We start from the raw sequence: 24,045 nt of genomic DNA, 5'->3' as shown, positions 1-24,045 counted from the left end.
ATTTTGCACTACAATGATATTTGGATAGCTACTATAATATATTTACAGCCTCACAACGCTATAATATAAGAACAAATTCCATTACAAAGACCGTCCTTTGCATTTTGAACCGTACCCATTTGAAAAACTGACTCAGCTTTTAGAGGGAATCACCCCGAATCCCGCATACTCACCCATCGCATTGACGATCGGGGAACCGCAGTTCGAGACTCCGGCATTTATCCAAAAATCGCTGGCAAAGCATTCCGAAGAGCTGCGCCGATATCCGAAAACGGCAGGAGAAATGTACCTGAACGATTCGATGCGCGGTTTTGTTGAGAGCCGTTTCGGCGTCAAGCTCAAACCCAATGAACTGATAAGCTCGTTCGGGACGCGGGAAGTGCTTTTTAATTTCCCACAATATTATCTGTTTGACAAACAAAGTCCCGTGATGGCCTATACGAATCCGTTTTATCAGATTTACGAAGGGGCTGCAATCGCGTCACGTGCGAAAGTGATCCATCTGAACCTGACCGAAGCAAACGGTTTCAAACCCCACATCGATGAAGACGAACTGGCTCTATGCGATCTTGTGATTTTGAACTTTCCGAACAATCCGACGGCATCGGTGCTCAGTCTCGAAGAGTTGGGGGTGTGGGTCAAACTCGCACTCAAACACGATTTCTGTCTCATCAATGACGAGTGCTACAGTGAGATTTATACGGCAGAAAAAGTTCCTTCGCTCCTCGAAGCTTCACTCTATGTCGGGAACACCTCGTTTAAAAATGTCCTTGTTATCAACTCGATTTCCAAACGCTCTTCCGCACCGGGGCTTCGTAGCGGATTTATCGCGGGAGACGCTGAGATTTTAAAAGGGTACGCACAATACCGCACATACGTCGGATGCGCTTCTCCATTGCCTCTGCAAGCGGCGGCGGCAATGGCATGGGCGGATGAGGTCCATGTTGAAGCGGCACGCAAAGTGTATGCGGCGAATTTCAAAGCGGCACAGGAAATTTTAGGGATTACGACTTCGGATTCGACCTTTTATATCTGGCTGAAAGTCGATAATGCTTTGGAATTTACTCAGCGTCTGTATCGCGAGTACAATCTTAAAGTCCTTCCGGGAGAGTTTTTGGCCCGTGAGAATGCCCGAGGTGAAAATCCGGGGATCGGCTATATCCGTATCGCTCTCGTCGAAGAGACGGTACGTACCATTAATGCGCTCAATCGCCTAAAGGAGGCTTTAAAATGAAAGAACTTAAAGAAAAAATTTTTCAGGCACAAAGTGAGGGAGATATAGCGTCGTTGTACGTCCTCGAAGCTCAGGCCCATGAGACATTTGATGAAGATACCTTGATGGCGTATTATGCTAACATCCTCGATCTGGCGCTAGAGCGTTTGACCAATGCATTGGAAAATCTTGAAAAACTAGACATGAATGAGGTGCAGGATTTTGCAACTTTGCGGGCTTTATACGAATATGCGATCGAACATTACAGTGCGGGAAGCGTAACCGATGCGAGTGCTTTGTTTGAAGTCCTCAGTGGTTTAAGTAATGATGACACTTTTTCAGAAGCGATGAAAGTGCATCGTGCGGCATGTGATACACAAATCCCGTTTGATGATTTTATCGATGAGTATGTCGATATGGCCGCGACACAAAACGGCGGAAAATTTTATATCAGCACTTTTAAAAAGGAAATTGCACAATGAAAATTCATTTTATCGGCATCGGCGGTATCGGCATTTCTGGATTGGCAAAATATATGCGTTTCAGCGGACATGAAGTGAGCGGTTCGGATATGAAAGCCACCCATATCACACAACGTCTTATTGATCGCGGGATCAAAGTCTTTATCGGGCACGATGCGGCAAATATTCCGGAGGGGTGCGAGCTGGTAATCCATTCGGCGATTATCCGACCGACCAACTCTGAGATTGTTGAAGCGCACCGTCGCGGTATCGAAGTACTTCATCGCCGCGACGCATTGCTGCGAATCCTGAGCGAGAAAAAAGTGTATGCCGTATGCGGTGCACACGGTAAAAGTACGACGACGGCTATTTTGGCGGCGATTATGGACGGAAGTGCGATTATCGGTGCGGAGTCCAAGGGATTCGGTTCCAACGTACGATATGACGGAAGTACGGACGTTATGCTTTTCGAAGCGGATGAATCAGATGGCAGTTTTCTCAACTCCAACCCGTACTGCTCGATCGTGACCAATGCGGAACCGGAACATATGGAGTATTACAACTACAACATCGATGAGTTCCATAGCGCCTACAAGCGTTTTATTGAGATGGGAAGCATTCGGGTTATCAATGCCGAAGATCCTTTTATGGCCACATTGACATGCGATGCCCTGCGCCTGTATCCGAGTGTCGATATCACCAATATTACCTACATTTTAATCGATGACGAACCGTATACCCGTTTCCATCTCAAAGGGTTCGGAGAGTTTGAAGTATGGGGATTCGGTGAACACATCGCGATGGATGCGTCATTGGCAATCATGGCGGCAGCGCAGACGATGAGTATCGCTTCTATCCGTGCCCATTTGCTCAACTTCCGCGGAATCAAAAAGCGCTTTGACGTGATTTTCAAAGGAAGCGATCGTGTGATCATTGACGATTACGCCCATCATCCGACGGAGATCAAAGCGACAATGCAGTCCATCAAAACTTATACAGAATTAAAAGGATTTGATCGTACCGTTGCAATCTGGCAGCCGCACAAATACTCCCGTACGATCGATAACCTCGATGCGTTTGTAGAGTGTTTCGAAGGGTGTGACGAGTTGATTATCCTTCCGGTATGGGCAGCGAGCGAAGAGCCTCGCGAGATCGATTTTGAGGGACGTTTCGGACGTTATAACCTCATTATGGCCGATAAACTTCATCGTGAAGGGGATACGATCCAAGTAATTGTCGCAGATGAAGTAGTGAAAACGTACGATAAAAACGTGATCGTCGGATTCGGAGCAGGAGATTTGACCTATCAGCTGCGGGGAACAAAGTGAGATTGTACCCTCTATGAGTTCACTCTCCTCTAACCTCGCCGAGCTTTTCGGCAAGCTCGATCTTCTCGCCCATATCTCCTCGTTAGAGCAGTTTTTTTCCAGAGAACAAAATATCGCCATCCCCGGAGATCAGGAACGCCATTTCCGCTTTATCCAAGCCCTCGATGCGTTGGAATTTAAAGCTCCACCGAAAAGTGTATCGTTTGAAACCATCATCAACCATTTGAAAAAACAGGGTGTTTTGCGCTTTGAAGAGATTTTCGAACTCCTCAAAGTGGTTCGTTATTTTAGACTGATGCGCAACAACGATTTTCCGGGCATGATCGGCGAATGGATGGGGACGATCGTCATTCCCGAGACGTTTAGCGAGATCGATGAGTATTTCGACCATGAGGGGAACTTTATCGAATCGCGCGATGAGGAACTCTATAAAATTGCACAGCGGATCAAATCGATCAAAACGGAGATCAACGACTCCATCAAACGGCTCTTTCATACCCAAAAACTCACCCCGTATCTCGTGGACACCCAAATCCACTATGTCAATGATGAAGAGTGTCTGCTCGTGCGCGGCGGGTTCAACCATGTCCTCAAAGGCTCCGTCGTCGGACGGACGGGAGCGGGATTTTTCTATGTTGCCCCTGATGCGGTATTGCGTTCCAAAGAGCAGCTGCGCTACGCGATGCAAGAGCGTGAAACTAAACTTTACGAATATGCGAAACGCTTTAGCTCTAAGCTTTCGAATCTCGTCCCATTCATCGGATTTATCGACCGCGAGTTTGAACGGTATGACCACTATCAGGCGCGGGTGTTGTTTGCGCGTGCACGAGATTTTGCGATCCTCAAACCCCAAAACAACGCCGATATCGTCCTCGAAGAGTTCTCTCATCCCGCGATCCATAAACCCAAACCGATCAGTGTCGATTTCCGCTCCAACCTCCTGATGATTACGGGGGTCAATGCGGGGGGTAAAACGATGCTCCTAAAATCGCTCCTCTCGGCGAGTCTGATGGCGAAATATCTCATCCCGATGAAGATCAATCCGCACAAATCGCGGATCGGAAGTTTCAAACGGATCGAGGCGGTCATCGACGATCCCCAAAGCGTCAGCAACGATATTTCGACATTTGCAGGACGGATGGTGCAGTTCAGCCATCTCTTCGAGCATAAAAGTGCCCTTGTCGGGGTCGACGAGATCGAACTGGGAACCGACAGTGACGAAGCGGCGGCACTCTTTGCCATCGTTCTCGATGAACTGATCAAACGCGGTCAGAAGATCATCGTCACCACCCACCATAAACGCCTCGCCGCACTGATGGCCGATCGGGACGACGTGGAACTGATGGCGGCACTCTATGATGAAGAGCGGCGTTTGCCGACCTATGAGTTTTTGCAAGGGGTGATCGGGAAGAGTTACGCGTTTGAGACGGCGTCACGCTACGGGATTAACCCTGCCATCATCACCCGTGCCAAAGCGCTTTACGGCGAAAATCACGAAAAACTGAGCGTCCTGATCGAGCGGGGAAGCGAGCTGGAACGCGAACTGAAGCGAAAAAACCGCGAAGCGGATGAGCGGCTCGAATCGCTCAAAGCACAGGAAAGTGCCCTCAAAGAGGCGCGGGAACATCTGAGAACGGAGTTGGATGCCGAAAAAGCGAAGCTCCGTGCAGGGTATGACGAAGCGGTACGCGAGGCCAAAGAGGCGGCACGCGGAATGGACATGGCGGCGATTCATAGACAGCTCAACAAAGCACAGGCGAAACTCCCTAAGCCCGAGCCGATCAAAATCGCCGAACCCGAACTGATCCGTTACGAAGTAGGGCAGGCGGTCAAATACCGAACCCAGCGCGGTACGGTAGTGAGTGTCGGAGCCAAAGATGCGATGATCGAGGTTGAGGGGATGCGCCTACGGGTCAAACTAACCGATCTCAAACCGAGCGGAAATCTCCCGAAAAAACCGAAGGTGACGGTCACGTCGCAGGTGGATCAAAAGAGCGGTCTCAAACTCGATCTTCACGGATTACGCGGCGAGGAAGCGTGCGAAAGGATGGATAAATTTCTTTCCGATGCACTCTTGCAGGGGTTTGATGAGGTGATTATCTATCATGGTATCGGAACGGGGAAACTATCTTTTGCTGTCAAAGAGTTTTTAAAAGAACATCCGAGTGTCAAGAGCTTCAGCGATGCTCCTCAGCATTTGGGAGGATTCGGGGCGAAAATCGTTCGGTTGTAGATAATTAACGGATCTTTGAACTCTAGATCCGTTTTCTTTTTTCTCTTTTTTCTTTTGTAATTCCCGCATAGGCACAATCCAGTTTAAAATTTTTTTATGTATTAGATTTTTATATATAACTTAATAATTGAATAGTAGAATGTATAAAAGATGCTTTTTGGTAATGAATAGAAATTAGTCAGGGAATGAATAGAGATAAAAAAGGGTATTATCAAACTGAATGAGGAGGAATATCATGAAATACGGAAAGTGGATTGTAATATTTTCGGCATGTTTAACAATGGGTGCATTTGCTCAAGATGCAGTAGAAACAGACGGGGATAAATACAAAGTAATATTGGAAAATGAAAAGATACGTGTCCTTGAATACAATGATAAACCAGGAGACAAGACGCATCAACATCACCATCCGGCTTTTATGTTGTATGCTCTCGAACCATTCAAAAGAAAATTAACTTTTCCAAATGGAAAACAAGTCGAAAGAGAGTTTAAAAAAGGGGAAGTTATATGGATGGAAGAGCAAGTGCATGTCGGGGAAAATACTGGTAAAACCGATACACATGTCTTAATTGTAGAAATGAAACCCCCAAATAATATTAGCAAAGATGCTATTAAGGCTCCTGTCTTAGAGGAGAAATGGAAAGAAAAAACAGATAAATAAGGTAAAAAGGCAAGAATCAAAGAAAATGTCAAAAAGATTTTTGTAGCATGAAAAAAATTCTAATATTAAGTGGGGCTGGGATCAGTGCCGAGAGCGGTATCGGAACCTTCCGCGAAGCCGACGGGCTGTGGGAAGAGTACGACGTGATGGAGGTGTGCTCGCTCAAAGGATTTGAGCGCAATCCCAAACTGGTCGCCGATTTCTATGATGCCCGCCGCCGTGATCTGGCCGATAAACATCCCAATGCCGCCCATGAGACGATCGCGCATCTAAAAGCGAAATATCCTCATCAAATCGATGTCCTGACCCAAAACGTCGATGATCTGTTCGAGCGTGCCGGATTACGCGGCGAGGAAGCGTGCGAAAGGATGGATAAATTTCTTTCCGATGCACTCTTGCAGGGGTTTGATGAGGTGATCATCTATCATGGTATCGGAACGGGGAAACTATCTTTTGCTGTCAAAGAGTTTTTAAAAGAACATCCGAGTGTCAAGAGCTTCAGCGATGCTCCTCAGCATTTGGGCGGATTCGGGGCGAAAATCGTTCGACTCTAGTAGAATCTAAAAAATATATCATTTTATATCATTTTATGTTATAGTAAAGCATATCCAAAACAAGGGGTCACAATGAAGCGTTTTCTCCTATCAGCGGTAATAGCCGCTGCCACTCTCACTGCTCCGGCACTTGCAGCCGACGTTGGTGTTTCGATTAGCGTCGGACAACCCGGCTTTTATGGCCAAATTGACATCGGCGATTTCCCGCAACCAAGGGTTATTTACGCTCAACCGAGAATCATTCAACGGGGGGTAATAATGAATCGTCCGCCAGTCTATCTGCGCGTCCCGCGGAGCCATGCCAGAAATTGGAAGCATCACTGTCGTGAATACCATGCCTGCGGCGAGCGGGTCTTTTTTGTACGTGATGACTGGTACGAACGCGAGTATGTTCCGCGTTATAGAGAAAGACACGGTGATCGCGGGTATGACAACCGTGATCATGGTGACAGAGGCCGGGGCAATGATCATGGGGACAGAGGTCACGGCAATAACCGTTAAAGTATAAACGAAACACTCTTCGTCATTCCCGACTTGATCGGGAATCCAGCTCTCCGCCATCCCGTATGACCGTAGGAAATCCTTTAAGGCTCGATACGTGATCTATCTCATTTTCCCTTGCAAACTTTTTCATTTCACAGTACAATCTTTAAAAATATGTCTTTTTGTTTAATTTTAATATTCAGATATTTTATGTATTTGATAAGCTGTTTGGAAATGGGTGAAAAAGGTATATTTTTGGACTGAATAATAATTAGACATAATCACAAGTGAAATAGATGTGAGAGAAAAATCGTACACTTACAGCCCAGATGAACCTGAGAAGATAGATCAACTTATTATTGAATCATATGATCAATTGGTTCAGCTTGAACGAAGAAATCTGCTTTTGGTTTCAGCTATAGTGTTTTTCTCTGCACTAACAAAAATTAATCCAACTACAGGAAATATTCTAGGTATTACTTTCCAACACCTAAAAGAAATGCACTTTTATCTGGGATTGGTCGCTTTAGTTTCATATTTTTTAATTGCTTATTTGGTTTACGGTTATCCAAAGTTTAAAACCACATTGAAAGCTAAAAGAGACATTTCAAAAAAGGCAATGTTAATATCGCGTAATGTGCATTGGTGGGAAATTGAATGGTGGAGATTTAGTCTTGATTTTAAATATTTAAGCTGGCTTTTGTTTCACTATATATTTCCACTACTTGCTGGTATCACTGCAATTATTATCGGTTTATTAAAAGCAGTATAGTAAATTTCTTCTCTTATTTCCACTTTCTAAGTGGGAATACAAGCTAATACTACACACGCCTACTCGGGAAAATAGAAGCGAGAAAAGTTTAAATGCTATAACAACAAAAATATGCTTAGAATCCATCACTGTGCTAAGAATTTAACCAATAGATGGATTCGATACGAAAGTCTTCAGTCTTTGATTTTGGTTTTAAAACGCTAAAATCATAAAACAGATAAAATGGTTACTTTTAAAAAGTAGGAGAATAGTGTGTTCAAATCTCTCTTTCGTCCTTTGTTAAATGCCATAAACTTCAAGCAATTGGAGAAGAGTGCTGAACAGGGAGATGCTGATGCACAAAATAAACTGGGTGTCATGTACCATCTAGGCTCCTACGTTCCCAAAGATTATAAAAAAGCCGTTTATTGGTATACCAAAGCGGCTCACCAAGCCCATTCCCAAGCAGAAGCCAATTTAGGGGAAATGTACGAATACGGGTTAGGGATTACACGCGATGATGAAAAGGCTGTCCTCTGGTACACCAAAGCCGCACAACAGGGTGAGGCAAATGCCCAAAATGCTCTGGGATGGATGTATGAAAAAGGCAAAGGGGTTGAACAAAACTATGTCGAAGCCGTAAATTGGTACCGCAAAGCCGCACTGGAAGGGGAGGCTGACGCACAGTATAATCTCGGGGTGATGTACGATTCGGGCAAAGGGGTTAACCGAGATTACATCCAGACGTTGATTTGGTTTCGAAAAGCTGCGGAGCAGGAATATGCTCCCGCTCAAACGAGTCTGGGGATGATGTATGCGCAGGGGCATGGTGTCGCACAAGATATGTGTATCGCCCTAGAATGGTATCAAAAAGCCGCAGATCAAGGATATGTCCTTGCGCAGAGATTGCTGGGGGATTACTATGAAACCGAGAAAAATATTAAAAAAGCGTTATATTGGTATTTGCTAGCAGCACAAAAGGGAGAAGCGACTGCCCAAACCAATCTTGGGCTGATGTATGGTGTCGGACAGGATATCATGAAAAATTCGATTATATCCTATGCGCTGCTGGAAATGGCGTCAGCCGGCGGAAACGAAACGGCGAAAGATATCCGATATGTGATTGCAAAAGAGCTTAATTCCGACCAGATCAAAGAAGCCCATTCGCTGACCAAAGAACCTGAAGAGTTATGGAAACGGATTGAGAGTACGGTTCAAGAGTGATCCCCGCATCGATAGATTAAATACGTTTAGACGAAGAGATTAAAAAAAATGACATATACCGAATACCAAAGTACTGTAGAACAACTCAAAAAATATTCTTATCACTATTATGTTCTCGATGACCCCATCACAACGGATGAGGAGTATGACATCCTCTATCACAAAGTCGTGGCATACGAGCACGAACATCCCAATGATATTATCCCCGATTCTCCGACACAGCGGGTAGGGGACGTCCCTCAGGATAAGTTTGACAAAGCACAGCATCTCAACCGAATGTGGAGTTTGGAAGACCTGTTTAACCGTGAAGAGCTGGAGACATGGGTCAACCGCATTACGAAAAGCTACGGTGACGTCGTATTTTACTGTGAGCCGAAATTCGACGGAGCGAGCCTGAACCTGATCTATGAGAACGGCGTACTCACTCAGGCGATCACCCGAGGCGACGGAGTCGAAGGGGAAGACGTCACCCAAAATGCCAAAACGATCCAGAGTATCCCTTTGTCGATCGGCTATTCGGAGCGAATAGAGATTCGGGGGGAAGTCGTTATTTTCAAAGACGATTTTGAAAAGATCAATGAAGAACGCTTACGCAACGGCGAATCGCTGTTTGCCAACCCGCGCAACGCGGCGGCAGGGAGCCTGCGTCAGCTCGATACCCGCATCACTGCGTCACGCCGACTCGTATTTATGCCCTATGGGATAGGTTCAAACACCTTGGAAATCAAAAATCTGAGCGAGCGGATGGAGTGGGTGTATGCTCTGGGATTTCGTAATCCGCATATGACCCATTTGTGCAAAAGTGCGGATCAGATCGAGACCTTTTACCATGAGATGCGTGTGGAGCGGGATAATTTTGCGATGCTCCTCGATGGTATGGTGATTAAGGTCGATTCGATTAGTGTACAGGACGAGCTGGGATATACGGTTAAAACCCCCCGTTGGGCGGCGGCGTACAAATTCCCCGCCATCGAAAAACTGACAACCCTGCGCGAGGTCATCATGCAAGTCGGGCGCAGCGGTGTCGTGACCCCCGTCGCCATCGTCGAGCCGGTCGATATCGAAGGGGTGACGGTCGAGCGCTCGACACTCCATAATTTCGACGAGATCACACGTAAAGATATCCGCATCGGGGATAAGGTGATCATCCTGCGCAGCGGTGACGTCATTCCCAAAATCGTGAAAGTCATTACGGCGGAGCGGACGGGAAATGAGCAGATCATTCCTCGTCCGCTTCACTGTCCCGTGTGCGGATCCGAGCTTCTCGATGAGGGGGCATTGATCAAATGCCAAAACCTCGGGTGCGAAGCACGGGTTGTCAATTCGATCATCTATTTTGCTTCCAAACAATGCCTTAACATCGACGGATTGGGGGATAAAATCGTTGAGGCGCTTCATCAGTCGGGATTGGTGAGAGAGGTGAGCGATCTTTTCAGTCTCACGATGGATCAGCTCCTTTCATTGGAAGGGTTCAAAGAGAAAAAGAGCCGTAACCTGATCGAGGCGATCGCGGCGGTAAAAGGGTGTGACTGCTGGCGGTTTATCAATGCACTCGGAATCGAACATATCGGTGAAGTGGCATCCAAAACACTGTGTGGAGCCTTTGGAACCGCATTTGATACGGCAACGCGCGAAGAGATTCTGGCACTGGAGGGATTCGGAGGGGAGATGGTCGAATCGATCCTCGAATTTGTCCGTGTCAATAGCGACAAGATCGAAACACTGCGTGCGATTTTAAATCCTGTCGCACCCGTCAAAGTTGAAGCGGTCGAAAATCCGTTTAAAGGCAAAAGCGTTGTCATCACCGGATCGATGAGTGTACCGCGCGACGCGATCAAAGCGATACTGGAAGAACTAGGGGCAAAAGTCGCCTCATCGGTCTCGAAAAAAACCGACTATGTGGTGTACGGAGAAGATGCGGGGAGCAAGTACGATAAGGCGGTAGAACTGGGTGTCACTTTGCTCACCGAGAGTGAGTTTCGTGCCTTAACGCCGCTTTCCGATGGTGCTTCGGCGACGCAGGGGAGCAGTGTAGAGCCAAAATATAGTCTTTTTGATTAGAAAAGCGAGATACCCTTTTACCTTGATCCCGCCCGGCAATAATCCCGCTCCGTATTCTCCTCCGAGGGCGATCATCACCCCCTGATTTTTAAAACGGAACGGCCGTTTTGCTTTTCCTTTGAGTGAACGGAGGATATTGCGTGCGGCGTGTTCCGCCCCCCGTTCTGCGAGTTGGGCGGTCGGAGGGATGAATTTGCCCTCTTCGTTCAGCGCTTGGGTAATGTCGCCTATCGCATAGATATTCTCATGCGAAGGGATGTTGAGCATCTCATCGACGATCAAATGCCCTTTGGTATTGGTTTCAAACCCCAGATATTGGGTGATAGTCGATGCGGCGATCCCTCCGGTAAAAATCATAAATTCAAACCCGAGAGTTTTGCCGTTATCGAGGAGAATTTCATTGGCACGCACTTCGCTGATGCGATTGTTATGCCAGACATGAACCCCGAGATGGGTGAGACGCTCAAAGGCACTCTCAATCAGAAAAGGATCCATACCGAAGAGGATACTTTCATACGCATCGATGAGGTAAACGTCGATACCGCGGCATCCGAAATTACCGTTTTTATAAAACTTATTGGCATAGGCCGCCATTTCTGCGGCTATTTCGACGCCCGACAACCCGGCTCCGCCGATAACGATATTAAAAGGCTGTACGTCACAGCCTTGTTTTTGGGCGTCAATCCGGTTGAGCAGGGCTCTTTCAAATTGCTGTTTAAAATAGAGGGCGGCAGGGACACTTTTAACGCCGTGCGAATGCTCACGAAGACCGGTGATAAAATCGGGAAAATAGGTTCGGCTTCCAGTCGCGATAATCAAATAATCGTAGTGGATTTTTCGAGTCCCGGTTGAGATGATCGAAGCGGGAGTATCGATAGAGATGATCTCATCGCATACAAATTCCACCAACCCGAAACTTTTGCACAGAGACGGGAGATCGATCATGATATGAGACATGTCGACCTTGTTGGCAATAAAATCATACACTTCGGCTTGCATATAGTGGTAAGGGTTTTTATCAATCAGGGTAATAGCGATTTGACTGTGATGGGTGAGATGCTCCATAGCACGGATACCGCCATACCCCCCTCCGATGATTACCACATGAATTGATCGCATTGATTTACCTTGGTTAAAACTTTCGCGCAATGGTATCCTAAACAAAATTATGTCACGATAACATATTAAAAGATAATGGATTGATATGAGACTTGATAGTTTTTTAGTAGAACAAGGGCTGGTTGAGAGCCGGAATAAAGCGCAGCAGCTGATAAAAGAGCATGCGGTAAGCGTAGATGGAAAGATTGTCGATAAAGTTTCTTTTGACGTTACCGAAGGGATGGACGTCAACGTTGCAGATACGGAGATGTATGTGAGCCGTGCTGCAATTAAGCTCAAAGGATTCCTCCCGTATACCGGATGGGATTTAAAAAACCTGCGGGCATTGGATATCGGATCGAGTACAGGCGGGTTTTCCCAAGTGCTTTTAGAAAATGACGTTTCAAGTGTAACCTGTGTCGATGTTGGGAGTGATCAGCTTCATCCGAGTCTGCGGGGTGATGCACGCATCAGCCTTTATGAAAATACCGATATACGGACATTTTCGAGTGAAGTGCCGTTTGAGATTGTCACCTGTGATGTGGCGTTTATCCCGTTGGAACTGATACTCGAATCAATCGATCGGTTGGCATCCAACTATATTGTCCTCCTCTTTAAACCGCAGTTCCAAGTGGGACGTGAAGTCAAACGGGATAAAAACGGCGTGGTCAAAGATGACAAAGCCATCGGTAAAGCAATGATCCGTTTTGAAGATACGTGTGCTTTGATGGGATGGAAGTGTATTGCAAAAGAGGTAGCCCACATCAGCGGCAAAGAGGGAAATCAGGAGACATGTTATGCCTTTATCAAAGGTTGATTCGATCAGTATCGGCGGATTTGACGGGATGCATATCGGGCATCAGCGGTTATTTGAGGAACTGGGTGAAAACGGCGCGATCGTCGTCATTGAGACAGGATATGCCAACCTTACTCCCGGCAGCGAACGTGAACACTACACCCATTATCCGATATTTTATTATTCCCTTGAAGATATTCGCCATTTGGAAGGGGAGGAGTTTATCGCCATCCTCAAACACCGATTCCCAAGCTTGGCCAAAATAGTTGTCGGATATGATTTCCATTTCGGGAAAAACCGCCGTTATTCATACGCCAATCTGCATGAGCTTTTTACAGGTGAAATTCGGGTTATCGAGCAGGTTTGTCTTGATAACGATTCCGTCCATTCCCATAAAATCCGAAATAAAATCCAAATCGGAGATATTACAGGAGCAAACCGTTTTTTGGGACATAATTACACCATTAAAGGCTCCGTGGTAAAAGGGCAGGGGATCGGTAAAACCGAACTCGTACCGACGATCAACCTGGAGTGCCCGGGTTATTTGCTCCCTTATGAGGGAGTGTATGCAGCGTTTACACGTATCGATAATGAAGAACATTTTCACCCTTCAGTCGTGTTTGTAGGCCATCGTGTCACTACGGATGGGAGCTATGCGATCGAGAGCCATATTTTGGGTGAGACAATAGAATCGTGTTCGAACGCATCGGTCAGTTTCGTCAAATTTATACGTAAAAATCAGAAGTTTGAATCCCTTGATGCTCTCAAAGAAGCGATTCAAAACGATATTGCATTTGCCAAGACAGAACTGCGTCATTTGAGCTTATAAAATATAAGATATTTTTAAACCAAAGGTGTTATCATTAAGAATACCCATTAAGGAGCCGTAAATGAAAACACGTGGAATATTTGTAGTTGGTCTTGCATCTTTATTAATGTCGAGTTTCTGCAGCGCGAAAACATTGGAAACGCCGAGTATGATCTATAAAAACCGTTGTGCTAACTGTCATGGTTTGAAAGCCAACGGAGTGCCAAAACTCAAAGAACAGCCGGGTACTTCGGTGGAAGAAGCTGCAGCCAACGGTATGGCATCGCAAGAAAAAAGTGATATTTACGGTCCTCCTCTAAACACTTTGAGTAAAGAAGAACTTGTAGTTAAATTGAAAGATTTAAGAAATAAAGATTTTGACAGTAAATCGGCGCACTCTGTAATGCAAAAGAACTTGAAGAAAGTTGAAGAGCGTGAAGGTAAATTTTCAGACGAAAAAATGGCAGAGTACATCGTTACGACATTCGGTCAAAAATAACTTTTTTCCTCCCTTCAGCCCCTTTTGGGGCTAACCGCTGACATTTTCCTCTTTTGTCAATTTTTTACACAATAGAGAGAAAATAATCTCCCGTAAATTGATTAAAAAACCGCTTAATGATAATATTATAAGCGTAAAGAGGGGATTTCATCCTCAGAGTTTATAGGAATTTAATCTCAATAAAGGTAGAATTCCACTAATTTTCTATGCAAAGGAACGCTACTTATGGGTGAGTTGTTTACCTTCTTCGGCCTTATCAGCCACGAACACACGTTCATTTTCCTCACACACATGTTGCTAACAGCGGCAATTGTTCTTGTGATCGCAAAAATGGCGACGTCAAATCTTCGTCTTGTTCCAACCGGAGCACAAAACGTAATGGAAGCATATCTTAGCGGCGTTCTTGCTATGGGTGCGGATGTAATGGGTAAAGCGGAAGCTCGCCGTTACCTTCCTCTTGTTGCGACGATCGGTCTTTTCGTCGGTATCGCAAACGTTATCGGAGTCCTTCCGGGTTTTGAAGCGCCGAGTGCGTTTTTGGATTTTACGCTAGCACTTGCTTTGGTCGTTTTCGTATACTATAACTTCGAAGGTATCCGTCGTAACGGTATTATCAGCTACTTCAAACACTTTATGGGTCCTGTATGGTGGTTGGCATGGTTGATGTTCCCGATCGAGATAGTTTCACATATCTCTCGTATCATCTCTTTGAGCTTCCGATTATTCGGTAACGTCAAAGGGGACGATATGTTCTTGATGGTATTGTTGATGTTGGCTCCATGGATTCTTCCAATCGTTCCGTTTGCATTGTTGACATTTATGGCATTCTTGCAAGCATTCATTTTCATGATGCTCACCTACGTTTACCTCGGTGGTGCGGTTCTTCTTCACGACGAACACTGAGTCTATACCTATGAAGCGAAGTACGTTTGACGCACTTTTAAGCTTCCTTGGCGGGGTTTCCTGGGCCTTCGTTATCGTTGGAGCCTTGGTAACATTTAAATCCTTTCTCTTTCTGGGTTTAGTCCCCGCATTGATGTTTACGTTTGTTTTCCTCTTTTTAGCACTTTTTTTGATTTTGGTATTGGAAACAATGTCGATGTATCGTGATCGTCATGAAATGATGCTCAAACAAACGGCACTTCTCGAAGAGATCCGAGACAGTGTCAAGGAAGTTTCAGAAGACGCGTGAAAACTTATCTGATCACTGATCCCGCCTACTATGGAAGTGAGCCATTTGTGCTCACATCTTCTCTCGAAACTGTTTTTACCCGTACACTTCCGGATTTTATTCTACTTAGAGACAAACAAACCTCTGATTATCCTAATCTTGCACAAACTTTTGTCGAAGTATGCCGAAATCATCACGTCCCTAATGTTCTTTTACACGGTGATTATATACTTGCGAATGCTTTAAAAGCTGACGGAGTGCATTTGACGTCTGCACAGTCTGATCTCATCATTAACGCAAAAGCTTTGGGTCTTTATGTCATTATCAGTACCCATACCTATGAAGAAGCCCTCAAAGCTCAGGATTTAGGTGCCGATGCGATCACTTACAGTCCGATATTTGCGTCTCCGAACAAAGGAGAACCCAAGGGTTTAGAGGATTTAAAAGAAATAGTGGATAAAATAAGTATACCTATTTTTGCGCTCGGCGGGATTACGACCGATGAGCAAATAAACGCGGTCGAAAAATGCGGAGTATTCGGCTTCGCTTCGATCCGATATTTTATATAAACCAAGGAAACTATTCGTATGTTTGAAACCATTATCGGTTTGGAAGTCCACGTCCAGCTTAATACCCAGTCTAAACTTTTTTGCTCATGTCCTACCAGCTTTAACCACGAACAAAACACCAATACCTGTCCGACCTGTCTCGCATTGCCGGGTGCATTGCCGGTACTCAACAAAGAAGCGGTTCGTAAAGCGGGAATGTTCGGTACGGCAGTTGGTGCCACGATCAACCGAACCTCGTTTTTTGACCGTAAGAGCTATTTTTATCCGGACAGCCCGAGTGCGTACCAAATTACTCAGCTTTATACTCCCATCGTCGAACACGGGAAACTGACGATCGACTTCGAAGACGGAAGCCATAAAACCATCCGTATCAACCGTGCCCATATCGAAGCGGATGCGGGGAAAAACATCCATGACGGTCCTATTTCAAAAGTGGACCTAAACCGTGCGGGGACACCGTTGCTTGAGATCGTTTCCGAACCGGATATGCGTTCAGCCGAAGATGCGATTTCGTATCTTAAAAAGCTCCACTCAATTGTCCGTTATATCGATATCTCCGATGCGAACATGCAAGAGGGATCATTCCGTGTTGACGTAAACGTCTCTATTCGTCCAAAAGGGGATGAAAAACTCTATACCCGTGTCGAGATCAAAAACATCAACAGCTTCCGCTTTATCCAACGTGCGATCGAGCTTGAGGTAGCACGTCAGAAAGAGGCGTGGGAAGACGGTGTGTATGAGCAGGAGATTGTTCAGGAAACCCGTCTGTTTGACCAGGTGAAACAAGAAACCCGCTCGATGCGCGGCAAAGAGGAAGCGGCGGATTATCGCTATTTCCCTGAACCCGATTTGCTCAAAGTGATCGTGGATGATGCGATGTATGCAAATATCCTCAATATCCCTGAACTCCCGGATGCGAAAAAAGAGCGTTTTGTAACCGCATTCGGTCTTCGTGAATACGATGCGGCTGTGATCACGGCTGATTTGGAAAATGCCCATTATTTCGAATCGATGCTGGAGTGCGGTATTACGGCAAAAAATGCAGTCACATGGCTCACGGTAGAGTTGCAGGGGCGTCTCAAAGGGGGGATCAGTGCATATGAGTCTCCGGTCAGTGCCCAAACCCTCGGTACCCTTGTCAAACGGATCGAGGAGAGTGTTATCAGCGGTAAAGCAGCCAAAGAAGTTCTCGACCATCTCCTTGAGAACGAGGGGGGCGATGTCGATGAAGTGATCGAAAAACTGGGGCTTAAACAAGTCAGCGACACCGGTGCTCTCGAAGCGCTGATCGATGAGATTTTAGCGGCTAATACCGACAAAGTGGCAGAATACAAATCGGGTAAAGACAAACTGTTCGGATTCTTCGTCGGACAGGCTATGAAAGCATCGAAAGGTTCGGCAAATCCTAATACGCTGAATGAGATTCTCCAATCCAAACTAGCGCAATAAAGGCTAGGGATGTTCAGCCAATGGATGGTAGGGATCGCTTTTTTTCTCCATGCGTCCCCCCGCTATCGGCATGCCAAAAAGTTTTTTTACAATCTTCTCGAAAATCCTGCATATCCTTATAAAAGATTTTTTGATTATACGATGATGGTGCTGATTGTTATCAGCGTCTATATCTTGATCCTGCATGTCAAACATGAAGTGAGTCCGAAATGGATTTTTTTCAATAACTATGTTGTTTCATTTATCTTTTTTATTGAATATATGCTCCGATTATGGGTATACAGTGACACCTCGAAAATAGTTATCGAACAGTATGAACATGATGTATTTATACAGCGCCCATTTAATTACTTTAATGCCTTACGTACCATTTTTAAAAATAAGCTTACTTTCGTAACGTCTACATCGTCCATCATTGACATGTTGGCAATTATGCCGTTTTTCCATGAATTTCGGATATTGCGTGTTTTTATCTTATTCCGGGTGTTCAAGCTTTTCCGCTATTCCCGAAGTTTGTCACAGCTTGTTTCGATTCTTTCATCCAAAAAATTTGAGATTTTCACTCTCGGGATTTTTGCCGCAGTCATTATTCTGGTCTCCTCTGTATTGATTTACGTTATGGAAGCGCATAATCCGGAATCGAAGATTAATACGCTCTTTGATGCCTTGTATTGGTCCGTCGTAACGATTTTCACTGTAGGGTACGGGGATTTTGTTCCGGTTACGGATGAAGGCCGTATCGTCGCTATGGCGATAATCATCGCAGGGATTGCTGTTATCTCTTTTGCAACATCGATCGTTGTATCGGCTTTTACGGAAAAACTCGATCAGATTAAAGAGGAAAAATTAATCGATGATGTAGGCAAGATCGATCAGTTTTATTTGATATGCGGATATTCTCCACTCGCAGCAGAGGTGGCGCGGCAGTTTATACGTCATGGAAATAAGATTGTTATATTGGAACTCGATAAAGAAAAAGTCCAGCAGGCACACAAAGACGGGTTTACCGCTTTAGCATACGATTCAGGATCGCTGCACTCTTATCAAGCGATCAAAATAGACATCCCAAGTCAGGCGAAAGCCGTTATATTGCTGCGGGAGAGTGATGTTTTAAATGTTTATACGGCTTTGACGATTCGTGAACTCTCTAAAAAAGTGCCTTTACTCTCAATTTTGCATCAAGATGAAAACCGCCGCAAGCTCTCTTTTGCAGGGATTAATGAGATTGTTTATACGCAAGAATTAATCGGTCTTATCAGTAAAGAGGTGAGCGGCCGGCCGGTAGCCTTTGAGGTTATTCATGCGCTGCGATCTGAAAACAGCGGGGTGTTTATCGAAGAGATTGGATTGGATGCGACGATGGCAGAACGCTTTTTTGAGATTGCGAAACTCCCGCTCTTTCATAAACGGTTGATCGTATTGGGAATATACAAAACATCGGATAGAAAATTTTTATTTAACCCTTCGACAGACTTAATCATCAAGGAGGGGGATGTCGCAATTGTCATTGCTACGCGCTCCTTGATCGATGAATTTCAAACGCTCATGTACCAAAAAGGGAAGAGATGATTTACAAAAGCGCATTGGTGTTCGGTTTTAATGAATATGCCAAACAAATAGCATTGCAAATTTCCGGTGAATACCCCTCTTTTGCCGTATTTGTTATGACTGAAGCGGAAAAAACATTTGCACGCTTAGCCGGTTTTGAAGCGGAATTGTTTGATCTCAGTGAAGACTGGAAGAGTATTGAAGAACGTTTTAATATCAATGAACTGATCGTCTTCTGTGCATTGGACAACGATGCAGAAAATGTCTTTTTAACGATCTCTTTACGTGCAACGTTTGAAAATCTCCCTATTATTGCTTTGGCCGGGGATCATGAAAGTGCCGAGAAAATGAAAAGTGCCGGTGCCAACAAAGTGATGCCGATTTTGCAGATTACTGCCGGTATTATAAGCGAAATGCTTGAAAAGCCGACGGTTACCGAAGTACTCCATGATATTTTTTATGAAGATTCAAAACTAAAAATAGCACAAATAACCGTTTCAAAAGGGAGTTTTGTGGTGGGAAAACATCTGCATGATATTGATTGGGGAAACGAGTACGATGTATTGGTTTTAGCCATTGTGGATTTTCAGTTGGGAGCAACGTTCAGCTTTACGTCACGAGGGCACAATCACCATATCGATCCCGACGACATTTTGGTGGTTATCGGTTATGAGGATAAAATAGCCGCATTTTCGAAGGCAATGGAGGTATCGGTATGAAAAAAGTAGGGATTATCGGTGCAGGCAAATGGGGTGAAGCGCTCAGTTTTGCGATGAGTGAAAAAAATGAGGTTATTATTACGTCACGCACTCCTCGGAACTGGCCGAATTTTAGACCTCTCGAAGAAGTGTTAAAGTGCGAATATCTCATCATAACCGTTCCAGCACAACAGATCGGGAAATGGCTTGAGGAAAATTTTGTTTTTTCGGGACAAAAAATCCTTGTTGCGGCAAAAGGGATCGAAGCCTCAAGCGGCCGATTTTTGAATGAAATCTATATGCAGTATATTCCCAGCGAAAATCTCTGTTTTCTCTCCGGCCCTTCATTTGCGGCTGAAGTGATCCGTTCGCTTCCGACTGCATTGGTGATTAATTCGACTTCGCTTTCTACGGCACGTGAGTTTGCCGCATTGTTCCCAAAATTTATCCGTACCTATGTGAGCGAGGATGTCATCGGAGCGGAGATTACGGGAGCGTATAAAAACGTTATCGCTATTGCCGCCGGGATTTGCGAGGGACTTGGACTGGGCCATAACGCAGCTGCCAGTTTGATCGCACGGGGCCTTGTCGAAATGGAACGTTTCGGACGGGCATACGGAGCTTCACAAGAGAGTTTTTTAGGTTTGAGCGGTGCCGGGGATCTGTTTTTAACAGCCAGTTCTTCGATGTCGCGTAACTACCGGGTTGGGCTTGGATTGGCACAGGGTAAAAACAAAGAACAAGTATGCATGGAAATAGGTGAAGTGAGTGAAGGGATCGGGACAGCTTATGCACTCCATGAGATTGCAGAAGCACGAGGGGTATATCTTCCCATTGCCGCAGAGGTATATGCCATTTTAGAGGGGAAATCTCCTCGACAAAGTTTAAAAGATTTAATTGAAAGGTAGTAAAAAAGATGTTAGTTCATATTGTCATGTTTCAGTTTAAAGAAGAGAACAAAGAGGCCAATCTGGCTCGGGTAAAAGCAATGCTCGAAGCGCTTCCGTCCAAGATAGATAGCCTTAAAAGTATGGAAGTCGGTGTCGATGTCAGCCGAAGCGAGCGTTCATTTGATTTGGTTCTGACCTCAATATTTGAGAATCAGGCAGGATTGGATTTCTATGTTCCCCATCCGGCACACCAAGAGGTTGTCAGCGTAATTAAAGAGGCGACGAGTCTCTCTAAAGTTGTCGATTATATTCGATAGTTGATTTTTAGATCGTATTCATTAACTCTTTTGTAACTTTTCCGTTTTATAATGGTAGAAACCTTCCAAAGGAGTATCATTATGAAAACGTTACTAACTGTCGTATCGGCTGCGGCCTTACTATCTTCATTCGCATTCGGTGAAACTGCCGCAACGAATCAAGAACGGGTACAAGTTCAAAACGAAATTCAAAATAGATTTCGAACTATGAGTACGGATGAGTTGTTGGAAAAACGGGGAACGATGGCTACTCAGCAGGAGCGTGAACAGCTTCATAATGAGCTTATGAGCCGTCAGAAAACAATGACGAAAGAGCAAAATGAAAAGTTTATGAAAAAACCGGAAAACCGTGTTCCTAAAATGAAAAACCAAGGCTCAGGCAAAGGGATGATGCAAGGCGGCGGTATGGGCTCAGGGATGGGCGGCGGTGGCGGAATGGGTGGCGGAGGTATGGGAGGACGTTAAACGTTCCCCATCAGATACGTGCTAGCTTTTTATCGAATAAACTGTCTTTAAAACATGGTGTTGAGACGGTAAGAGGGTAACAATATCATTGCCTGCATTTGCCGTTTCGACACAAATCATTTTTTTGTAGTCTTCTGCATTTAAATCCGCTTTTTGCTCACATACCCGTATCCACGGATTCCAAATCACAGCTGTATTGCTTCCTTTTGACTCAATACGTATGTTTCGATTGAATGTCTCATCACGAATTACGATATCTCTACCGTCGGTAGGATAGACACGGTCGGTTTCGGCATCGATTCGGATGGCATTTTTTTGAGGCTTTTCTCGGCTGTCATCGGTTTTATCGGTATAGGTGAATCCTTCGAGACCGGTTATTCTTGTTTGGGTGATATCCCCAATGTTAAAGTAGGTGTGAAGTGCTTGAGTAAGCTCCACCGGTGTATCTCCGAGATTTTTGGTTGTAAGCTCAAGGGTAAGTGATTTGCCGACCGTGAGCTTTAGAGTCAGGCAAAATCGGTGAGGCCATAGGGCATAGGTTTCAGGGGTATCGGTCAACTCAAAAGTGATACTGCATTCTTGATCGGGGAGAAGATCGGAAGAGACAACATTCCACATACGGGTGCGTACAAGTCCGTGGTCGCTTCGCCCTAGGTGCTGCGGATCAGGGCCGAACCACGGCCAGCAGACAGGGACACCGCCACGTATTGGAGTTCCTTCACGAAAGATCGCTTTTTCACTTAGAAACAGCAGATCGTCCGAGTCAGAGGTGAAACGATAGGAGAGCAAATGAGCACCGTATGGGGTAATGGCTGCGGTAGCGTGAGGTGTCGTGATTAAAGCAATCGGAAAGCCGTTCGGCCCTTCTTTAAAGGTGACATACCCTGCATGCGAATACAGAGAATTGAGAGTCTCGATGTCCATTGGATTTCCTTAACTGTTTTTGAGCGCTTCGATTTCTTCGACTTTTTCCTCAATAGCGAGGAGTTCATCCACTTTCTCTTCATAGATTTTTTTTGTTTTTTCCAGCTCTTCGGCCAGAACGCTGATTCCGATTTTTTCGTATTTTTTCGGATCGGCGAGGGAGGCGTTTAGTTCATCGATCTTGGCTTCGAGGGCTTCGATTTCTGCTGGGAGTTTTTCGAGGGCGCGTTGTTCGTTGAAGGTGAGTTTGAAGACTTTTTGTTTTTCGCTCTGCACCGCTACAGCGGGAGTTGCAGACTTGGCAAACTCTGCTTCCATAGCGTCCATTTCCTGGAACTCTTTTTCGTCTTCGAGGTATTCGCTGTACGGTTTATAGCTCTCTTCGATGGTTCCGTCACCTTTGAAAATAAAGAGCTTTTTCGCAATTTTATCTACGAAATATCTGTCATGACTGACGAGGATAACGGCTCCGGGGAAGTTTTGAAGTTTCTCTTCGAGGATATTGATCGTCGGGATATCGAGATCGTTGGTCGGCTCATCGAGGATCAGACAGTCCACTTTTTTGGTAAAGAGGAGGGCAAGGGCAACACGGTTTTTTTCTCCGCCGCTGAGGACACCGATTTTTTTGTCCAAAAATTCTCTTGGGAAGAGGAAGTTTTTCAGGTATCCATATACATGGTAATCTTGACCCTGTGCATCGACACGATCTCCGCCGTGAGGGCAGAATGTCTCGATGAGGTTAAGATTGTCATCGAGCATTTCACGATGTTGATCAAAATAGCCGATTGTGAGATCCCCCATTTTGATAATCCCGCTGGTGGGTTTGAGACGTCCGAGAAGTGCTTTAAGCAAAGTTGACTTTCCGCTTCCGTTGGGACCGACGACGGCGATAACATCTTTTTGCAAGATTCGGGTCGAAAAGTCTTTGATGAGAATCTTATCGCCGAGTGTAAGTCCGAGATGCTCGATTTCAAAAAGCATCTTTTGGCGGTTTACCCCTTCTCCGCGGTTGAAGTGTTTTGCCTCACGTTCGAGTTCGAGTTTCATTTTTCGGATTTTGCTAGGGTTGTTCTTGGCATCTTCACGCAGCTGTAAGACCCGTTGTTTCCGCCCTTCGTTCCGTTTTAGGCGCGCTTTGACCCCGCGACGGAGCCATTCGTTCTCAGTTTTGAGGAGTTTGAGGAGGTTGTCATGCTGTTGAGCCATGGTACGAAGCAATTCCTGCTTTTGTTCCAGATAGTTGCTGTAGCCTCCATTAAATTCTCTCAGGGCACAATCTTCGACTTCGATGGTTTTGGTCGCGACCTGATCGATGAAGTAACGGTCATGCGAGATAAAGAGGAGGGTGAAGCGCTCTTTTAGAATCAGCTCTTCGAGAAATTCGACCATGTAGACGTCAAGATGGTTGGTTGGTTCATCGAGGAGTAGAATATCGGGTTTTTGGAGTAAGAGTGAGGCGAGGGCGACACGACGCTGTTCCCCTCCGCTGAGGAGATCGACCTTTTTATTCTCATACTCTTTGAGCATAAAGTGGTGCATCACCCGTTCGATTTTATCATCAAGATTCCAGGCGTTGTGGTGATCGAGGAAATTGGTGAGATGGGCTTGTTCATCGAGAAGTGAGGCATTGTCAACCTCTTCGGCGAGGAGGAGTGATATCTCATCGAAACGGACTTTTGCCGATTTCAGCTCGCCAAGACCCGCTTCGATCGCTTCGCGTACTGTGTGGGACGGATCGAATTTCGGTACTTGAGAGAGCATTTTGATCTCTATTCCCTGACGGTTGATCCGCTCACCCGCATCCGTATCGAGTGATCCGTGGACGATCTTCATCAGTGTTGATT

General features: G+C 45.4%; 24 protein-coding genes and 2 pseudogenes. 22 read left to right on the top strand and 4 right to left on the bottom strand.

Annotation, left to right across the window (positions count from 1 at the left end; genetic code table 11):
• The first annotated feature begins 97 nt into the window (after window positions 1–97).
• The 7 genes and pseudogenes from PHE37_RS06080 to PHE37_RS06050 form a co-directional block, all read left to right on the top strand.
• A complete protein-coding gene (locus PHE37_RS06080; protein ID WP_299993661.1) occupies window positions 98–1,234 on the top strand; it encodes a succinyldiaminopimelate transaminase in 1,137 nt (378 codons plus the stop codon).
• Window positions 1,231–1,695 (top strand): hypothetical protein, encoded by a 465-nt coding sequence (locus PHE37_RS06075; RefSeq protein ID WP_299993660.1) that lies wholly within the window; start codon window positions 1,231–1,233, stop codon window positions 1,693–1,695. Before PHE37_RS06080 ends, PHE37_RS06075 begins: the two co-directional genes overlap by 4 nt.
• Window positions 1,692–3,002 carry a UDP-N-acetylmuramate--L-alanine ligase gene (gene murC, locus PHE37_RS06070; protein ID WP_299993659.1) on the top strand — a complete coding sequence of 437 codons (1,311 nt, stop codon included), beginning with the start codon at window positions 1,692–1,694 and terminating at the stop codon, window positions 3,000–3,002. Before PHE37_RS06075 ends, murC begins: the two co-directional genes overlap by 4 nt.
• 13 nt (window positions 3,003–3,015) lie before the next feature.
• Entirely contained in the window at window positions 3,016–5,235 is a 2,220-nt protein-coding gene (locus PHE37_RS06065) for an endonuclease MutS2 (RefSeq protein WP_300008305.1), read from the top strand.
• Window positions 5,236–5,470: 235 nt separating this feature from the next.
• Window positions 5,471–5,896 (top strand): hypothetical protein, encoded by a 426-nt coding sequence (locus tag PHE37_RS06060; protein ID WP_299993656.1) that lies wholly within the window; start codon window positions 5,471–5,473, stop codon window positions 5,894–5,896.
• A 47-nt stretch (window positions 5,897–5,943) separates the two neighbouring features.
• Window positions 5,944–6,243, top strand: a pseudogene (locus PHE37_RS06055) (Sir2 family NAD-dependent protein deacetylase); the annotation flags it as partial.
• A pseudogene (locus PHE37_RS06050) lies at window positions 6,235–6,450 on the top strand (Smr/MutS family protein); the annotation flags it as partial. The pseudogenes PHE37_RS06055 and PHE37_RS06050, both read left to right, overlap by 9 nt.
• A 90-nt stretch (window positions 6,451–6,540) precedes the next feature.
• Here the strand turns inward: PHE37_RS06050 and PHE37_RS06045 are convergent.
• Window positions 6,541–7,011 (bottom strand): hypothetical protein, encoded by a 471-nt coding sequence (locus PHE37_RS06045; RefSeq protein WP_299993655.1) that lies wholly within the window; start codon window positions 7,009–7,011, stop codon window positions 6,541–6,543.
• 220 nt (window positions 7,012–7,231) lie between these two features.
• Between PHE37_RS06045 and PHE37_RS06040 the strand changes: the two genes are divergently transcribed.
• The 3 genes from PHE37_RS06040 (at window position 7,232) to ligA (ending at window position 10,969) form a co-directional block, all read left to right on the top strand.
• Window positions 7,232–7,705, top strand: a complete 474-nt coding sequence (locus PHE37_RS06040) for a hypothetical protein (protein ID WP_299993654.1) — start codon at window positions 7,232–7,234, stop codon at window positions 7,703–7,705.
• 252 nt (window positions 7,706–7,957) lie between these two features.
• Entirely contained in the window at window positions 7,958–8,908 is a 951-nt protein-coding gene (locus PHE37_RS06035) for a tetratricopeptide repeat protein (RefSeq protein WP_299993653.1), read from the top strand.
• A 48-nt stretch (window positions 8,909–8,956) separates the two neighbouring features.
• On the top strand, window positions 8,957–10,969 hold the full coding sequence (ligA, locus tag PHE37_RS06030; RefSeq protein WP_299993652.1) for an NAD-dependent DNA ligase LigA: 2,013 nt from the start codon (window positions 8,957–8,959) through the stop codon (window positions 10,967–10,969).
• On the opposite strand, the gene PHE37_RS06025 is transcribed toward ligA, so the two are convergent.
• On the bottom strand, window positions 10,895–12,088 hold the full coding sequence (locus tag PHE37_RS06025; protein WP_299993651.1) for an FAD-dependent oxidoreductase: 1,194 nt from the start codon (window positions 12,086–12,088) through the stop codon (window positions 10,895–10,897). The genes ligA and PHE37_RS06025 overlap by 75 nt on opposite strands.
• Window positions 12,089–12,173: 85 nt before the next feature.
• Between PHE37_RS06025 and PHE37_RS06020 the strand changes: the two genes are divergently transcribed.
• The 12 genes from PHE37_RS06020 to PHE37_RS05965 all read left to right on the top strand — a co-directional run bounded on the left by PHE37_RS06020 (window position 12,174) and on the right by PHE37_RS05965 (window position 21,277).
• Entirely contained in the window at window positions 12,174–12,884 is a 711-nt protein-coding gene (locus PHE37_RS06020; protein WP_299993650.1) for a TlyA family RNA methyltransferase, read from the top strand.
• Window positions 12,865–13,692 (top strand): bifunctional riboflavin kinase/FAD synthetase, encoded by an 828-nt coding sequence (locus tag PHE37_RS06015; RefSeq protein ID WP_299993649.1) that lies wholly within the window; start codon window positions 12,865–12,867, stop codon window positions 13,690–13,692. The genes PHE37_RS06020 and PHE37_RS06015 overlap by 20 nt, the downstream gene beginning before the upstream one ends.
• 61 nt (window positions 13,693–13,753) lie before the next feature.
• Entirely contained in the window at window positions 13,754–14,170 is a 417-nt protein-coding gene (locus PHE37_RS06010; protein WP_299993648.1) for a c-type cytochrome, read from the top strand.
• 225 nt (window positions 14,171–14,395) lie between these two features.
• On the top strand, window positions 14,396–15,073 hold the full coding sequence (locus tag PHE37_RS06005; protein ID WP_299993647.1) for a F0F1 ATP synthase subunit A: 678 nt from the start codon (window positions 14,396–14,398) through the stop codon (window positions 15,071–15,073).
• Between the two features lie 10 nt (window positions 15,074–15,083).
• On the top strand, window positions 15,084–15,362 hold the full coding sequence (locus tag PHE37_RS06000) for a hypothetical protein (protein ID WP_299993646.1): 279 nt from the start codon (window positions 15,084–15,086) through the stop codon (window positions 15,360–15,362).
• Window positions 15,359–15,910, top strand: coding sequence for a thiamine phosphate synthase (locus tag PHE37_RS05995; protein ID WP_299993645.1), 552 nt, complete (start codon window positions 15,359–15,361; stop codon window positions 15,908–15,910). Before PHE37_RS06000 ends, PHE37_RS05995 begins: the two co-directional genes overlap by 4 nt.
• 18 nt (window positions 15,911–15,928) lie before the next feature.
• Window positions 15,929–17,359 carry an Asp-tRNA(Asn)/Glu-tRNA(Gln) amidotransferase subunit GatB gene (gene gatB / locus PHE37_RS05990; RefSeq protein WP_299993644.1) on the top strand — a complete coding sequence of 477 codons (1,431 nt, stop codon included), beginning with the start codon at window positions 15,929–15,931 and terminating at the stop codon, window positions 17,357–17,359.
• A 9-nt stretch (window positions 17,360–17,368) separates the two neighbouring features.
• The gene (locus PHE37_RS05985; protein ID WP_300008303.1) at window positions 17,369–18,928 is read left to right on the top strand and encodes an ion transporter; all 1,560 of its coding nucleotides are present in this window, start codon (window positions 17,369–17,371) and stop codon (window positions 18,926–18,928) included.
• Window positions 18,925–19,626, top strand: coding sequence for an NAD-binding protein (locus PHE37_RS05980; RefSeq protein WP_299997758.1), 702 nt, complete (start codon window positions 18,925–18,927; stop codon window positions 19,624–19,626). The genes PHE37_RS05985 and PHE37_RS05980 overlap by 4 nt, the downstream gene beginning before the upstream one ends.
• Window positions 19,623–20,513, top strand: a complete 891-nt coding sequence (locus tag PHE37_RS05975) for an NAD(P)H-dependent glycerol-3-phosphate dehydrogenase (RefSeq protein ID WP_299997761.1) — start codon at window positions 19,623–19,625, stop codon at window positions 20,511–20,513. Before PHE37_RS05980 ends, PHE37_RS05975 begins: the two co-directional genes overlap by 4 nt.
• A gap of 8 nt (window positions 20,514–20,521) precedes the next feature.
• Complete coding sequence (locus tag PHE37_RS05970; protein ID WP_299997764.1) at window positions 20,522–20,812, top strand: Dabb family protein; 291 nt, start codon at window positions 20,522–20,524, stop codon at window positions 20,810–20,812.
• 81 nt (window positions 20,813–20,893) lie between these two features.
• Window positions 20,894–21,277 (top strand): hypothetical protein, encoded by a 384-nt coding sequence (locus PHE37_RS05965; RefSeq protein WP_299997767.1) that lies wholly within the window; start codon window positions 20,894–20,896, stop codon window positions 21,275–21,277.
• Between the two features lie 21 nt (window positions 21,278–21,298).
• Here PHE37_RS05965 and PHE37_RS05960 read toward each other — a convergent pair whose 3' ends face one another.
• Together PHE37_RS05960 and PHE37_RS05955 are read right to left on the bottom strand one after the other, a co-directional pair.
• Window positions 21,299–22,201 (bottom strand): D-hexose-6-phosphate mutarotase, encoded by a 903-nt coding sequence (locus tag PHE37_RS05960; protein WP_299997770.1) that lies wholly within the window; start codon window positions 22,199–22,201, stop codon window positions 21,299–21,301.
• Between the two features lie 9 nt (window positions 22,202–22,210).
• A partial coding sequence (locus tag PHE37_RS05955) for an ABC-F family ATP-binding cassette domain-containing protein (protein WP_300008301.1) occupies window positions 22,211–24,045 on the bottom strand: 1,835 nt, incomplete at its 5' end.

It is taken from the genome of Sulfuricurvum sp. (assembly GCF_028681615.1).
In the GTDB taxonomy this organism is placed as follows: Bacteria; Campylobacterota; Campylobacteria; order Campylobacterales; family Sulfurimonadaceae; genus Sulfuricurvum.
The sequence above is the reverse complement of the archived record's forward strand: the minus strand, read 5'-3'. Positions and strand labels throughout refer to the sequence as shown.

Excerpts from the sequence above, each read along its gene's own strand:
- PHE37_RS05975 (WP_299997761.1), top strand. The coding sequence starts at position 19,623 with ATGAAAAAAGTAGGGATTATCGGTGCAGGCAAATGGGGTGAAGCGCTC.
- PHE37_RS06015 (WP_299993649.1), top strand. The coding sequence starts at position 12,865 with ATGCCTTTATCAAAGGTTGATTCGATCAGTATCGGCGGATTTGACGGG.
- PHE37_RS06045 (WP_299993655.1), bottom strand. The coding sequence starts at position 7,011 with ATGGCGGAGAGCTGGATTCCCGATCAAGTCGGGAATGACGAAGAGTGT.
- PHE37_RS06060 (WP_299993656.1), top strand. The coding sequence starts at position 5,471 with ATGAAATACGGAAAGTGGATTGTAATATTTTCGGCATGTTTAACAATG.
- PHE37_RS05985 (WP_300008303.1), top strand. The coding sequence starts at position 17,369 with ATGTTCAGCCAATGGATGGTAGGGATCGCTTTTTTTCTCCATGCGTCC.
- PHE37_RS06020 (WP_299993650.1), top strand. The coding sequence starts at position 12,174 with ATGAGACTTGATAGTTTTTTAGTAGAACAAGGGCTGGTTGAGAGCCGG.
- ligA (WP_299993652.1), top strand. The coding sequence starts at position 8,957 with ATGACATATACCGAATACCAAAGTACTGTAGAACAACTCAAAAAATAT.
- PHE37_RS06005 (WP_299993647.1), top strand. The coding sequence starts at position 14,396 with ATGGGTGAGTTGTTTACCTTCTTCGGCCTTATCAGCCACGAACACACG.
- PHE37_RS06000 (WP_299993646.1), top strand. The coding sequence starts at position 15,084 with ATGAAGCGAAGTACGTTTGACGCACTTTTAAGCTTCCTTGGCGGGGTT.
- PHE37_RS06025 (WP_299993651.1), bottom strand. The coding sequence starts at position 12,088 with ATGCGATCAATTCATGTGGTAATCATCGGAGGGGGGTATGGCGGTATC.
- gatB (WP_299993644.1), top strand. The coding sequence starts at position 15,929 with ATGTTTGAAACCATTATCGGTTTGGAAGTCCACGTCCAGCTTAATACC.
- PHE37_RS05965 (WP_299997767.1), top strand. The coding sequence starts at position 20,894 with ATGAAAACGTTACTAACTGTCGTATCGGCTGCGGCCTTACTATCTTCA.
- murC (WP_299993659.1), top strand. The coding sequence starts at position 1,692 with ATGAAAATTCATTTTATCGGCATCGGCGGTATCGGCATTTCTGGATTG.
- PHE37_RS06075 (WP_299993660.1), top strand. The coding sequence starts at position 1,231 with ATGAAAGAACTTAAAGAAAAAATTTTTCAGGCACAAAGTGAGGGAGAT.
- PHE37_RS06010 (WP_299993648.1), top strand. The coding sequence starts at position 13,754 with ATGAAAACACGTGGAATATTTGTAGTTGGTCTTGCATCTTTATTAATG.
- PHE37_RS05970 (WP_299997764.1), top strand. The coding sequence starts at position 20,522 with ATGTTAGTTCATATTGTCATGTTTCAGTTTAAAGAAGAGAACAAAGAG.
- PHE37_RS05960 (WP_299997770.1), bottom strand. The coding sequence starts at position 22,201 with ATGGACATCGAGACTCTCAATTCTCTGTATTCGCATGCAGGGTATGTC.
- PHE37_RS05980 (WP_299997758.1), top strand. The coding sequence starts at position 18,925 with ATGATTTACAAAAGCGCATTGGTGTTCGGTTTTAATGAATATGCCAAA.
- PHE37_RS06065 (WP_300008305.1), top strand. The coding sequence starts at position 3,016 with ATGAGTTCACTCTCCTCTAACCTCGCCGAGCTTTTCGGCAAGCTCGAT.